The organism is Thermoplasmataceae archaeon, assembly GCA_038729425.1.
GTDB lineage: Archaea > Thermoplasmatota > Thermoplasmata > Thermoplasmatales > Thermoplasmataceae > B-DKE.
The window spans coordinates 60,523-74,091 of record JAVYSB010000001.1; the positions used below are offsets into that span (position 1 = coordinate 60,523).

Genomic DNA, 13,569 nt, shown 5'->3' on the forward strand with positions numbered 1-13,569 from the left:
TCCTATTGATAATATTTCCATCTATCTAAAATATCATTCTTTGGTTAAGCCGTTCCCTTTCTTCCAGAAGAGATTCCCTCAAGGAGATCATTCTTCTCTTCCTGATGAGGGGATAGTCAAAAAGGATATGATCCTTGATGTATTGCTTTGCATCATCCAGAAGTCTGTCCTTATTAAAGATGACATCAGCATTGACACCCACTGAAGCTTTTCTTATGTCGAAGTTATTGAATCTGATTGATGTTACGGATCCGCCAAGTTTGAATGTGTAAGAACCGCCCAACCCCAATGAAACGTCGCCGGAAGCGAGAATTACATCCCCAAGAAGGGCAATTTCGTAACCTGCACCAATGGCATCGCCATTCAGGATTGTAAAGATTGGCTTTTCGATTGAATAGACCAGTGATAGCAGAGTTTGGCTGTACTGTTCCAGCGTTTTCGCATCTGCCCTGCTGTCAATTTTGAGATCTCCTGCAAACCTCATGTTCATTCCGGTGATAGCCACTGCCCTAACCTTGTCATCCATCGCGGCAGTGCCCAGAGCTGTGATAAGCTCGCTCAGGTGGTTGAGGCTGAGTTCAGCATTCTCGTCTGTCCTAAGCACTATGATGCCGATCTCTTCTTCTCTCCAGAAGCTCAGGGATACGTACCCATCCACCCTGATATCACTCATGGTAGAAGGCCGCCCTGTAGAGCCTCATTACAATACCACCTATTACCAGAATCCCCCCAAGTCCAAGTCCAAATTCGCCTTCGGATATAACTCCAACCGGATTAAGAGACCACATCATAACAATCACCGCCAAGGCAAAAATGCCTAGTAGTGCAGATATGATCACAGCGGTATTAACGCTTATGACGTGCTGTTTCTGAACTTTCCTTGGCTGTATCCTCTCAGCAACCTGGGCCGATTTCATGGTACCCAGAGCAAGGAACGATGCCGCGCCGCCAGCCAGAACTGTAGATACTAAATTCAATGCGGAAGAATGGCCCACAAAGGCTGAGAAATTCTGAGCCAGTTCTATGACCATGACAATGAGGAGGAACAGGAAAATGAAGAATGAGGCTATGGTCTTATGCGAGGTCAACCTGAATTTGTTCTGTTTGTACATCCTGTTAAGGAAAAACATACCCCCCACCACCACTATCCACGGAGGGACCAGAACCGCGAGTATCTCATTCGGTGGAATTGGTACCCCTGGAGACAGAGCTCCCCACGCGGAGAATATGATCATGTATATCACAGCAAGAATCCCGAATGCAGTAACCAATGGCCTAGCAAGCGGATGAAGGTCCTTGCTTCCATCCATGAATGGTATGAGGAGGAAATACAGAAGCGGAACAACTCCAAATACGGTGGAAAGTATCAACGGAGACATTGGACCGGAGAATAACTGGAAGTCAACAGCCTTGTATATGAATAGTAAGAACCATGGTGGATAAGCCGGAACATATCCCGCAAGTGGACTGGTTGGAGCATAAGATGGAAATGGTGAGAACAGCGGTGGGATCGGGGGGTTCACAGCACTTGCCGGTACGGCAGCACCGTTTATTAGCATCAAGACTGATGGGATTATTATCAGAGCTCCAAACGTGTATAAAGCCAACTGAGTCATGAAAGCCATGTTGTAAGGATACCAGGGCCTGTATGATGGATCCTCCTTGTCAACTGCGGGGGCTTTGTACTTCGACTTTCTGTTTGACGGCATCATGCCATTTGCTTCAGCCAAGAAGAAATGCAGCCCAAAGAGGAGCCCTATGATTAGCGTGAGAATTATGTGTAGCGCAAGCATGTGTGTGAACAGCGAGAGCGAGGTCCCGTTGCCGAATACCAGTGATTCGAGTGCTGAACCTATAATCGGAGAAGAGAGAGCTATGCCCCTTCCAACATCCGTGGCATCTGACGACAGGACGTCCCCCGTCATCGAATACCCGAAGAAACCAACACCTATGGTCACTGCAAGCAGCAAAACGCCAAGGATCCATTGGAGCCTTCTAGGAGTTTTATATGCACCCATGAAGTAATTCCTGAACATGTGAACATAAATCAGGACTATCATTGCGTATGCTCCATAAAGGTGCGAGGCAAGGAACAGGGCACCAAATGGGACTGTGTCTATAAGAACGTTGACTGTAGAATAATACGGATTCGCAGGATCATAATAAATGAGGAGCAAGAGACCACTGATTATCTGGTACACGAAAGCCATAGTTATCAGGGCTCCTGTCCAGTACCAGATGCCTCTCTTTCGCCTCATGTAGTCCGGAACTGTTTTCAATGGTAGTTCATCGATCTTCAGTGTCTCAACTACGCTCGGGACGTTAGGTTTTCCTTTCATGAATTTCAACTTAATTTTGTTCAGATCCATTGCAATCATCCGTTTATAGATTCAACAGTGACATCAGTATATGTCTGTCCAGCTGGAAATGGAGTTCCGCCGGTTAGATCGCTTGTCTTCCCGTAAATAGTTGGGCCCGTTAAACCAACCACGCTAAAGTTTCCGGAAAGAGGATCGTATTTCAAAACGGTAGCTGGAAGAGGGTGTGTAGTAGGTCCAGTGACAACCTTAGCGCCCTTGCTGGGATCGTAAGTGCTTCCGTGGCAATTACAGTGTATATATTTTGGAAAAGCTGGGCTTCCAGCGGGATAATAATGTATAATTGGCGGGACACAACCAAGATGCTGGCATATTGCGCTGAACGCGACAACAGAGTTGTAAGGTCCGACTCCAGCAGGGGAATTATATGTTCCTCCGGTTGCAGGAATAAAAACTGACACCGGATCGACCGATATTGGATTTTTATTGTCATCGCTTACGTTGATCAGGAAATTAGGCTCGCTGCTCAGCGGATAATCGAACAATACAATGTTGTTTCCTGTTTCCTGCGGAGGAATGTCGCTATAAGCGAGCGGCCTGCCGTTGAAATATAAGGTAAGTTCGGGAAACGCCGTTAGGCCGACAGCCGGAGGAAGTATATTCTGTACAACGCCCTTTACGACGCCGGCTACGGCAGCTCCGGCCGATATAACAACCATTGCCTTCAAAAAATTACGCTTCCCAGAATCAATGGATTCATCGTCCATATTTGGAAATAACGTCTAGCATTTAATATTTTTCCCCAGATTGGCACTAGAATCAATTGATACTGCGTGATTGAGAACAAATATTATAACAACATTGCGATATATGCTCCAAGTCTGGGCTCGTAGTCTAGTGGTTATGATACCGCCCTTACAAGGCGGTGGTCACCGGTTCGAATCCGGTCGAGCCCATGTAGACTTTTTAAATTGGAAAACTAGAAGGACTTCATGAACACATGGAATTCTGCTTGACCATGTCTCGTATTAAATTATAACCTCATTGGCCTACCCCGCATTTCACCATGCGATTAGCACTTGAGTGTTTAGTCGGCTCTGGTAAACCCTTGTGCGACTTTTTCATTCCAGAAAATTACGCCAAAAATTTGCTCATTCCAGGGAAACAAATTACTTTACAGATAAGCATTTTCTAGCCTCAACGGGCTTGATACTCAGAAATCCTGCATTATGGACTTCTGATCTCGTCATTCCCGATGACGGGCGGTACCATTACGAAGCTCAGTTCTGGATCTGACCTGCTTGCCACCCTCAGAAGTCTGCTCGCGAGCACTGACAGCTCTGCAAACCTTCTCGGTGCTTTTCGGATTGGCGGTGGGTTGGATCAAGCTGAAGATCTTCTGATGGTCCTTGGAATATTCACAGAGATCGCAATTCCAATTTCCAGGGCTTTCTTCACAATATTCACGTTTTCCCCTAAACGAGAGAGAAGTTACGTCATCATGACCGTTACAGTTATCCTAACAATTAGAGGGGGCTTCCTTTTTGCAGGTTCCTTTGAGGCAGGCGTTCTATATGACACTTTCACTTGGGTTCTTCTTCACTTTGCTTGGGCCAGACAAACATCTCGCTGAATACGTAATTTGCGAACACACCAAAGATTATTGCCAACAGGTTCAGAGCGAGGTAGTTGAAAGGTATACCGTATGCAAGAAGGACGAATGCAACATAATTGATCATACCTCCTATGCCAGCAAATCCATTATACCTGGCAACCTTGGATAACACGTGTCCACTCCTGCGGTTGCCAAAAGTCCAGAAATTATTAATGACGAAATTAGAAAGAATGGAGAATTCAATAGCAGGTATGGCAGCAAATATGGGGTGAGTAATTGCTCCGTGAAACAACCCGGAGTAAATAAGGAGATAGAGTATGCCTTCATTGACCAGTATCCCGGACAGACCTACAGAGACAAATTTCAATGGCCTGTAGCCTGATAAACTGAATACAAGCTTGAGATAGTTGAGATTCTCTGTTATACCGAGTTTGCTCTTCCCCTTCATTCTCGGATTGAAGGTGTATGGAATCTCGACAAGTTTTGTTCCGGATCCCTTTACCAGTATCTCAAGAAGGATCTTGTATCCGCTCGAGTTTATTCTTTCCTGATCAATAATTTCCTTCCTGAAGATGAAGAAACCGGACATGGGATCAGTGAGGGTTTTCGTCTCCTGGATCATCAGGTGAGCGATGAATGTCGCGCCCTTAGATACTAATTTCCTGAAGAAAGAGAACTCCTGCGCACTTCCTCCGGCCATATATCTAGAAGCTATGACCATGTCATTCCCTTTCTGGATTGCCGAGTACATGTTCACAAGGGCCTCTGGCGGATGCTGGAGATCAGCATCCATAACCGCTATATACTTACCGGTTGCCAACTTCATTCCATCCCGTATGGCGGTTGCGAGACCAAGCTTGGATCCGCGTTCAAGGACCTTCACATTCCCGTATTTATCCCCTATGCTTTCAGCGATCTTTGCAGTTCCATCAGGGCTCCCATCATCTATTATAATTATCTCCAGGTCGAGTTTCAGTGCTTCAAGTTTCTGGATGAGATCTGCAATGTTTTCTGCCTCATTATACGTGGGTATTTCAACGGAAATTTCGACCAGGGTTATCCCTCTCCATTAATCAATTTCAATCTACTGTTCTGCCTTCCTGCGGCGTCACTGTCAAGAGGAGGGAACCCATGAAAGCATTAAAATTATCGCTTTTGTACTGTAAATGGGCGAAAGCGAATTGAATTGTGCCTGGCAGAGAGGGTTTTGCTGAGCCATTTATAAGAGAAAGGTTGGAGATCCTCACAGACGAGAAGCCCTGATACTGCGAGTTCAGTTCGTAGCTAAGAGATGATAAGGGTTGATCCAGTGGAATATTCGGATATTGTGAATGAATTGATCTGTTAAACGCATTGAAGTTCAGGGATTTTTGGTCTGTAAAGTAAACGTAACTCCCATCGCTCAAAGGGCTTACAAGGTTATTTAGATTACTGTTGCCGTTGTATTCAATGTAAAAGAGGAATTCATTTATTGAAAGCACAGGACCATATGATGATGTCCATGGCGCAGTTTCATTGTATGTCAGACCACCGGCGATAACGGAGGCTGAATAATTGAGGGAATAGTTGAATTTGACAAGGTAGCTGTAGTCAATATAGGAAGTGATGCTCTCCTTCACTGGTGACTTCATGCCTGAGTCGTTGGCAGTCATTATTACGCCGTTGGGAATTGATACAGGTAACGATCCGCCGGCCGAAGAAAGCCATTTCCAGCCAGGGTATGCGTACCCGGTTGTTACATCCATGGGATACATGAGGCTCGGATTATTTATCGGGGTAAAAACTGAAGGAAGCGTCTTATTATAGAGAAATGTTGCAGGGGCCATTGTGGTGATGTTACTGTATGCAGTCACCGTAAAGAATGTTGTCTTTGCGGGAAGAAGATAGCTGGCATCCAAAGGATAGATGTCGATTATGTTATTTCCGGCATGTACGTGATATGTATCTCCATACCATAGCATGCCGTTTGATCCGCCATTTCCATCGGCTATGGAATTTGGAAAGATCCTGTAATTAAGCCCAAGGCTGGGCGGATCCCCCATAGAGGGCAAATAGGACACATTGAGCTGCATGTAGGTGATGTTACCCGCTATCAAATCTGGATTACCAACGCTGTTTACTTTAATTGTCACTGGGCTAGTTACTGTCTGAGAGTAATAAAATCCAGCCGAAATCACAGTGGCGAGAAATATAAGTATAACAACGACCACCGCCGTAGCTTTCTTGTTCCTTATTGCTGACTTCTCAAAAGCTAAAAGGAAATATAATTTTGATCTTGGTACTGCTTTGGGCGAAGCATTATTTGAGGGCTCTTTTGTGAGGAAATCAGGCAGGATCAGGAGTACCAGGAGAGGCCAGTATATGAGGTAATTTATCAGAGACCTGTAATCCAGGAGAAGTATGATCACAGGGAAAGCAAAAAAACCGTACTTGAAACGGTCATAATGGATAATATATATAAAAAACAGCGTAATCGTGAGGGCAATCAGGCATACTGAAAAAAATTCTGGAGGGAGAGGGATAACGCCTGTGAATGAAAGTATTGAAGGCCCAATACCTATCCCTATAATCTTCTGGGAGATTATTGAAACAACATTTGAAAGCCAGTCCATGGGATTCTGCGCTATATACAGGGCATTAACAGAAAAAAAGGAAATAGCTGTGAATCCGGTGAAAGAGAACACACTTCTTTCCCTGGAAACGTTCTCCTTGTAAATAAAGTAGAGAAAGAATGGAAATATTATGGCAGGTATTTGTTTGAATGCCACTGACAATCCATAAAAGAGGCCAGAAATCCACGGCTTTTTTCTGAATGCGTATGAGAGCCCTAGGAAAAATACCCAGATTATATCTGTTACACCGGCAGATGAGAATATTCCGTACTCTGCTACAAGGCCCATTACCAGCGCGAGCACTAGCGTGCTGGGCGCGAATTTTTTCTTCTTATAATATAAGAATACGAGGAATAAAGAAGCTATATCAAAAAACACCGTAACTGAAAACGCCGGGACACCGAGAATAATTGCTGGTATGTAGATGAGTGCCGCAAGGCCAGGATATTCAAAAAAAGTGACGAGTCCGCCGGACAGTAAAGGCGTGGAAAGGAAGCCATTTATGTTAATTCCAACGAAGACGTTTGCCATGTTTGCGTTTACGTAAGGATCTATTCCGTGAAGTGTGAGATTCGCCGCATAACTGTCAATAATCATCTCATCTGTTGTCGCGCCGGGAAAGAACTGAACATAAGCCGCAATTACTGCGACCAGGGCAAACGAGAATGCAATTAGCGGAAGTATCCTGGATGGAAAATCCCTTGTCTTGAATGCAACTGCATACAGAATGAAGAAAGCAGAAATAACGATCATTGCCCATATTGCCACTAGTGCTGCAATATTCAGGTATCCCACATAGTACCACATCACGAAAGAAAAGTTCAGGTAAATTATTGCATAGACCAGAAAATGAATCCGCCATTTCTCCATCTGGTGATGCTCCACCGTCTCCTGGTCCAGTACCTCTTCTTCTTTTCGTTCAGTTATCTCCGGCATTTAGGGCAACCTACATAAATATTTTCAATCCGCAAAGTGGAATTCGGTTTAATAACTTTTTGTGCATATTTTCCCGTTCTATGCGAATAATACTCATGTTGCAACATGAATTATGTAAATCTTCGTATCTTCAAAAATGAACTACTTGTAAAGAACTTTTATATTTTATGGATCAATGGCAGTACTGGCAAGACGCCACTGAAGTGTTGAAATGACAGACAAACACGTTGACTATGAAACAGATGTACTTATAATTGGGGCGGGTGGTGCAGGCCTGAGAGCTGCAATTGCCGCCAATGACTCCGGCAACAAGGTAACGGTTGTTACGAAATCGCTCCTTGGAAAGGCGCATACAGTGATGGCAGAGGGTGGGATAGCGGCCTCCCTTGGGAATCTCGATAGCAAGGATAGCTGGGAGGTGCATTTCAATGATACATTTGTGGAAGGAGTTTACATCTCCAACTGGAAGATGGCAGAACTGCTTGCAAAAGAGGCACCGGAGAGAGTTATAGAACTGGAAAAGTACGGTGCATTGTTTGACAGGACCCCTGAAGGGAAGATTTCACAGAGAGCCTTCGGCGCACACACCTATAGGAGACTTTGTCACGTAGGAGATCGCACTGGGCTCGAGATCATCAAGACGCTTGAAGACCAGGTACTGCACAGGGACATTGTTTTCTTCGATGAGCTTTACATAACAAAAATTCTTAAAAAGGATGAAAAGGTAATCGGCGCCATTGGCCTGAAGCTTAATTCTGGAGAATTCTATGTGTTTCGTGCAAAGGCCGTGATAATTGCGACCGGTGGTTGCGGAAAGATATACAAGGTGACGTCAAACTCCTGGGAATCGACTGGCGACGGCCTTGGACTGGCTTTCAACGCTGGTGCTGAGCTGATGGACATGGAGATGATACAATTTCACCCCACGGGAATGGTATACCCTCCTGGAGTCAAGGGACTCCTTGTCACGGAGGGGGTAAGGGGTGATGGTGGCATTCTTCTTAATTCTCAAGGTGAGAGATATATGCTGAGATACTCCCCCAAGAAGAAAGAACTTGATGCAAGGGATATAGTTGCTAGGGCGAACTACGCGGAGATAATGGCTGGCAGGGGTACACCGCATGGAGGAGTGTACCTGGACATCACACATAAGGGCGCAGATTACATAAAGACAAAACTACCCAGCATGTACGCACAGTTCAAGGATTTCGCGGGGGTTGACATAACGAAAGAAAAGATGGAAGTTGCCCCGACAGTGCATTATCAGATGGGTGGTATCAAGGTCGACCCAGAAACGACCAAAACAAACGTTGAGGGGCTTTTTGCTGCTGGAGAAGTCGCCAGCGGTTTGCACGGAGCTAACAGGCTTGGAGGGAATTCCCTAGCAGATATCCTGGTATTCGGAAGACGCAGTGGATTGGGAGCAGGAGGATACGCTAGGGACAAGAAGCTCGAAACGGTCAATCCTCCAGACGTAGATACGGAAATAGCGCGCGTAAAATCTTTCCTGAGGGAGGGCGGGAAGAACCCATACGACATCATAGAATCCCTTTCAGCAAATATGAGTGACAATGTCGGAATCATCCGAAATGAGGAGAATCTGGAAAAAGCCCTGAAGAACCTGCAGGATTTGAAATTGCAGGTACCGTCAGTCAGCGTTGGCGGGAACCTGAAGTACAACAAAGGGCTCCTGGCCTGCCTTGAGCTTCCCAATATGATCATAGCCGCAGAGGCGGTCATCCGAGGAGCTCTCATGCGGAAGGAAAGTAGGGGGGCGCACGCGAGAAGCGATTACCCGAAAAAGGATCCAAATTTCAGGAAAAACATAATCTACACAAAGATAGGAAATGATATGAAATTAGAATTACGGCCTGTTCCAGAAATGCCGGATGAAATTAAGAAACTTGTAGACCCGGAGGAATACTGATGGATAAAATAACGCTTAGTATATTTAGGCAGGACCCGGCCCTTGAGGCTGAGGGGAAATTTGTTGATTATGAAGTCCCGACCGAAGATGGGATGGTTGTGCTTGATGCCGTAAAGTATGTCGAAACGCATATAGACCCAACTCTTTCACTCCGGTGGAACTGCAAAGCCGGAAAGTGCGGATCATGTTCAGCCGAGATAAACCGCAAACCATCGCTAATGTGCAAGACGAGAGTCGATGAGGCGGGAAAACATATCACTGTAGCCCCCATGGCGGCATTCCCTCTCATTAAGGATCTAGTGACGGATGTATCCGGCAACTGGGTAAGCCTCAAGAAAATACCGATATTCACTCCAAGAGAAAATGACGAAAAAGCATGGACGGTGGCTCAGATTGACATTGAGAGATCAAAGGAATTCAAGAAATGCATTGAATGTTTTCTGTGCCAGGATGTTTGCCACGTGGTGAGGGAACATGGTTCCTCTGGGTATTTTGGACCAAGGCATGTGGTGAAGGCTGCCTCTGCCGATATGCACCCCATGGATACTCTTGATAGGTCAGAATTCCTGAACTTGAGTGCGGGCCTTGGGTACTGCAATATCACAAAATGCTGCCAGAACGTTTGTCCAGAGGGCATCCACATAACAGACAATGCGATAATACCGGAGAAAGAGCGCGCTGTCAACGCATACTATGACCCTATTTCAATTATTTTAAGATCAAGAAGGAAGAGGAAGGAGGCGAAAAACAATGGAAAACACTAAATCTAAAGCAATAAATAGCATAATACCTTCAGAATTCCTTGAACCAAACTGGAGATTCTGGTCATTCGTACTCGTATCGGTAATAGGGACTTATCTTATGGTACTCTATCAGGTTCCTGTTCACAATGGCCTCACAGATCCATTCTATTCCCCGACAGTCCTTGTACTTCCTCTAGTAGTGTTGTTCAGGTTGACATGCTACGCATACAGGAAAGATTACCACAGGCACCTTTTTAATCACCCTAACAGTTGCCTTACTGGAGAAAGACTAGACAGCAAGGCGAGAACCTACACTGGGGAGACCAGGTTTTTCAGGGTTGAGAATTTCCACAGATACTTCATGTACACGGCATGGGCGATCCTGCCATTCTTCTTCTATGACGTGTACACGGCAATCGCATATTCAGACTCAGTGACCCTGGCCTCCATAATCTTACTGATCAATGCAATAGCCGTAACGCTCTACACGTTCTCGTGCCACTCCGTCAGGCACCTTACAGGCGGTTACAAGGACTGCTTCAGTTGCCCGTCTAATAACCTGAACAAGAAGAGATCATTTTTCACCGTTCAATCCAGATTCAATGCTCACCATGAAGCACTTGCCTGGACGAGCCTGATCATGTTCATATTCACAGATCTCTATCTCAGGGGCTTGCTTATCAATCTGCCGTTGAATATCACGCTGTTTCATCTGGGGTTGTGATTAGAATGATAAAAATACTGCCTTCAAGATTCAGATACCCGCTTTTCTTTCTCGGCCTCCTGATAATGGAACTATCAGGTCTCCTGCTGAAGTTCGCAAATCTAGCGTTCAGTGGCGTGGAAGTCATGATAGCGGCTGGGTTCCTTGTTTTCGTTTTTTCTATCGTGGCTACTTAGTTCAAATGGCGTTTAGTATTTCAACCATATTTTTTTATTCTTTATCTTGACCTTTCTATGATTATAAATGCGGATATGACAGGTTACTTCAATCATAATGAGAAATTTTACACGGCGGTAGTAAGAGCCAGTGTTCCAAGATTCTGTCAGACTCTACGGAAAAGAAATTGTATCAGGCTCTCTGAGAGCAGAGATCATCCCTTTTCTTTTTGTGCAAAAATCATTATCGATGGAAAGATAAATATCTTGTAAAATGAGCCCTAGCCATCTAAATTAGGCTGGCGCTGAACAGTCTCCCCAGTTTCATTATCTGTTTCCCCTTTACCGCCATCTTTGAGGATCACATTTTTCATCAACAGGGTGAAGAATACAGAAACGAGCAGGAACACCATTCCTATCAGGTAAACATAACTGAACGCCTGCGAAGATGGGAACATCCTGACATAGGAACCCTGCACTGTTTGAATCGTAACTGGCATCACATACATTGTCTCAAGAACGCCACTTATGGCCGGAGCTATGGACGAACCTATGTTCCTGAATACAACATTCATGCCGGTTGAAGCCCCAGATTCCTTGCTAGGTGTGGAGACCAAAAGGATATTGATCACCCCTACAAATATAAAAGAAAGTCCTATGCCCATAATCACTGCCTCTTCCGTTATGTTCAGCACCGTGGACCTGTACAGGTATAGGCCCACATATGCAGCGAAGAGCACGATGGTACCAATGAGTATTGAAATCTTCGGGCCCCGAGCCTTTGTGACCAGGGCTGAAAGTGGTGCAAAAAGCATCGAAACAAGCGCAGCAGGGAGCATTACAAGCCCCGCGCTGAATATACTAAGGCCAAATCCAGAAGGCGATGGATCTTGAAGCAGCGTGGGTACGCTGTAAAATAGGAAAAACATACCAGCCATTGCAAAGAGTCCTGTGAAATTTGAGAGTAATACATTTCTGATCCTTAGCAGCTTCATGCTTATGAATGGGGATTCCGCCCTTCTCTCCACTAGGACGAACGCTATAAGCGACAGTACTGAGACCGCAAAAGAAGCAGTAATACGTATCGAAGACCAGCCCCAGTATTCTCCCTCAGATATTCCAAGAATAAGAGTAACCACTCCCACAGCAAGTAACCCAACTCCTGCAAAATCTATCCTCTGCTTGGAGCGTGTTGAACTGTCCTTGAGGACTATAAGAGCCAGGAAAAAGAGGCCAAAGGCAAAAGGTATAGCAGAATGGTACGACCATTCCCACGAGTAATTCTGGGTTATCCACGCCCCAAAAACAAGTCCAATAGCAGCGCCGCCGGTGAAGGTGGAACTCAAAATCCCTTGAGCAAGTGCCAGATCGTGCTTTGGCACCTGATCGTTGAGGAGAGCAAACGCAACCGGAAACATACCCATACCCAGCCCCTGAATAGATCGAATAAATATCAACTGATCAAGGGTTGTGGCAAATCCCCCAAAAGAAACCGCGACCGCATAAATCAGAGCAAGTATGAGAAATATATTTTTCTTGCCGTACATGTCAGCCAATCTGCCGAACAGGGCGGCTGAAATCGTGCCTGAAATTACATAGGCCGTTATAATCCATGATAGTGAATCGTAATTTGTGCTGAAGAATTTTTCAAGCACGGGGGTTGCTGGCATTATCATTGTCTCTACATAATTTATAAGAATGCCCATGAAGGCCATTATGCCTATGGTTAGCCCCGCATGCCTTGTGAACCTGACCAATCTAGATCATGTCTCCCTCATTGCCTGTTTATTCCAAGTACAACATCCTGCTTTGCATATTTTTCAGGACGAATCTCAGTGCTTAGCCACAGCACCTTCCATTTTCCCTTTCTTTCGCAAGTGACCCCTGTAGATGATCCATATCAATACTGCCACAAATGCTGCGGCTGCAACGTAGGTATACTGGTCGAAATAACTGAGTATATCCTGCCAGTGAGGGCCAAGGGAATATCCTAGATACACAAGCAGGATATCCCATAAAATGCTCCCAACAAGTGTGAGTATGGTGAAGTCTCTGAGCCGCATCTTAGCAACACCGGCCGGTATGGAGATGAATGACCTGAACACGGGAACGAGCCTGGTGAAGAATACCGATGAGTCTCCATACTTAACAAACCACCTGTGTGTCCGCTGAATTGAGCCCTCGTCCAGCCCGAAATATTTACCGTACCTCATTATAAGCGGGATTCCCCCCTTGTCTCCAAGGACATAAGCTAAAAGGGCACCCACTAAATTTCCCAGCGATCCCGCAATCAATACTATTATATAAGCAGAAATACCAAAATATGGCGGAAGAGCACCTGTCAGAGCTAGGTAACCCCCAAATGCCAAGACCACTTCGGAAGGTACTGGAATGAGAAGCCCTTCAAGCACCATAAGGCCGAATATTCCAGGGTAACCAATAGTGCTGATCAGGTTTTGCACGAATAAAACTACACTATCTACTATTGATAGTAATACAGACACAAAACCTTATACTTATCCTATTATAAAATAATTGT

12 protein-coding genes and 1 tRNA gene are annotated in these 13,569 nt (G+C 45.2%); 6 read left to right on the plus strand and 7 right to left on the minus strand.

Annotated elements, in window-relative coordinates:
• Window positions 1–25 precede the first annotated feature (25 nt).
• Genes QW597_00280 through QW597_00290 form a run of 3 tightly spaced genes read right to left on the minus strand, consistent with a single transcriptional unit; the run spans window position 26 to window position 3,085 of the window.
• Window positions 26–673 (minus strand): enoyl-CoA hydratase-related protein, encoded by a 648-nt coding sequence (locus tag QW597_00280; protein ID MEM0155033.1) that lies wholly within the window; start codon window positions 671–673, stop codon window positions 26–28.
• A complete protein-coding gene (locus QW597_00285) occupies window positions 666–2,369 on the minus strand; it encodes a cytochrome bc complex cytochrome b subunit (GenBank protein MEM0155034.1) in 1,704 nt (567 codons plus the stop codon). Before QW597_00285 ends, QW597_00280 begins: the two co-directional genes overlap by 8 nt.
• 5 nt (window positions 2,370–2,374) lie before the next feature.
• Complete coding sequence (locus tag QW597_00290) at window positions 2,375–3,085, minus strand: Rieske 2Fe-2S domain-containing protein (protein MEM0155035.1); 711 nt, start codon at window positions 3,083–3,085, stop codon at window positions 2,375–2,377.
• Between the two features lie 116 nt (window positions 3,086–3,201).
• Here QW597_00290 and QW597_00295 point away from each other — a divergent pair.
• A tRNA-Val gene (locus QW597_00295) sits at window positions 3,202–3,274 on the plus strand.
• Between the two features lie 266 nt (window positions 3,275–3,540).
• Window positions 3,541–3,951: a DUF1634 domain-containing protein gene (locus tag QW597_00300; GenBank protein ID MEM0155036.1), complete on the plus strand. Its 411-nt coding sequence runs from the start codon at window positions 3,541–3,543 to the stop codon at window positions 3,949–3,951.
• Here the strand turns inward: QW597_00300 and QW597_00305 are convergent.
• Window positions 3,902–4,993 carry a glycosyltransferase family 2 protein gene (locus QW597_00305; GenBank protein MEM0155037.1) on the minus strand — a complete coding sequence of 364 codons (1,092 nt, stop codon included), beginning with the start codon at window positions 4,991–4,993 and terminating at the stop codon, window positions 3,902–3,904. The two genes, QW597_00300 and QW597_00305, sit on opposite strands and share 50 nt — an antisense overlap.
• A gap of 19 nt (window positions 4,994–5,012) precedes the next feature.
• Complete coding sequence (locus tag QW597_00310) at window positions 5,013–7,481, minus strand: hypothetical protein (GenBank protein MEM0155038.1); 2,469 nt, start codon at window positions 7,479–7,481, stop codon at window positions 5,013–5,015.
• Window positions 7,482–7,692: 211 nt separating this feature from the next.
• Between QW597_00310 and QW597_00315 the strand changes: the two genes are divergently transcribed.
• Genes QW597_00315 through QW597_00330 form a run of 4 tightly spaced genes read left to right on the plus strand, consistent with a single transcriptional unit; the run spans window position 7,693 to window position 11,051 of the window.
• Window positions 7,693–9,408, plus strand: a complete 1,716-nt coding sequence (locus tag QW597_00315) for an FAD-binding protein (protein ID MEM0155039.1) — start codon at window positions 7,693–7,695, stop codon at window positions 9,406–9,408.
• Entirely contained in the window at window positions 9,408–10,172 is a 765-nt protein-coding gene (locus QW597_00320) for a succinate dehydrogenase/fumarate reductase iron-sulfur subunit (protein MEM0155040.1), read from the plus strand. The genes QW597_00315 and QW597_00320 overlap by 1 nt, the downstream gene beginning before the upstream one ends.
• Window positions 10,159–10,875 (plus strand): hypothetical protein, encoded by a 717-nt coding sequence (locus QW597_00325; GenBank protein MEM0155041.1) that lies wholly within the window; start codon window positions 10,159–10,161, stop codon window positions 10,873–10,875. Before QW597_00320 ends, QW597_00325 begins: the two co-directional genes overlap by 14 nt.
• A 5-nt stretch (window positions 10,876–10,880) precedes the next feature.
• Window positions 10,881–11,051 (plus strand): hypothetical protein, encoded by a 171-nt coding sequence (locus tag QW597_00330; protein MEM0155042.1) that lies wholly within the window; start codon window positions 10,881–10,883, stop codon window positions 11,049–11,051.
• Window positions 11,052–11,311: 260 nt separating this feature from the next.
• Here the strand turns inward: QW597_00330 and QW597_00335 are convergent, their stop codons facing one another.
• Window positions 11,312–12,787 carry an MFS transporter gene (locus QW597_00335; GenBank protein ID MEM0155043.1) on the minus strand — a complete coding sequence of 492 codons (1,476 nt, stop codon included), beginning with the start codon at window positions 12,785–12,787 and terminating at the stop codon, window positions 11,312–11,314.
• A gap of 75 nt (window positions 12,788–12,862) precedes the next feature.
• A complete protein-coding gene (locus QW597_00340) occupies window positions 12,863–13,534 on the minus strand; it encodes a DedA family protein (protein ID MEM0155044.1) in 672 nt (223 codons plus the stop codon).
• Between the last annotated feature and the right edge of the window lie 35 nt (window positions 13,535–13,569).

What these genes read in the sequence shown, in the direction of transcription:
- QW597_00320 (MEM0155040.1), top strand. Translation starts at nt 9,408, where the DNA reads ATGGATAAAATAACGCTTAGTATATTTAGGCAGGACCCGGCCCTTGAG.
- QW597_00280 (MEM0155033.1), bottom strand. Translation starts at nt 673, where the DNA reads ATGAGTGATATCAGGGTGGATGGGTACGTATCCCTGAGCTTCTGGAGA.
- QW597_00325 (MEM0155041.1), top strand. Translation starts at nt 10,159, where the DNA reads ATGGAAAACACTAAATCTAAAGCAATAAATAGCATAATACCTTCAGAA.
- QW597_00315 (MEM0155039.1), top strand. Translation starts at nt 7,693, where the DNA reads ATGACAGACAAACACGTTGACTATGAAACAGATGTACTTATAATTGGG.
- QW597_00310 (MEM0155038.1), bottom strand. Translation starts at nt 7,481, where the DNA reads ATGCCGGAGATAACTGAACGAAAAGAAGAAGAGGTACTGGACCAGGAG.
- QW597_00330 (MEM0155042.1), top strand. Translation starts at nt 10,881, where the DNA reads ATGATAAAAATACTGCCTTCAAGATTCAGATACCCGCTTTTCTTTCTC.
- QW597_00285 (MEM0155034.1), bottom strand. Translation starts at nt 2,369, where the DNA reads ATGGATCTGAACAAAATTAAGTTGAAATTCATGAAAGGAAAACCTAAC.
- QW597_00290 (MEM0155035.1), bottom strand. Translation starts at nt 3,085, where the DNA reads ATGGACGATGAATCCATTGATTCTGGGAAGCGTAATTTTTTGAAGGCA.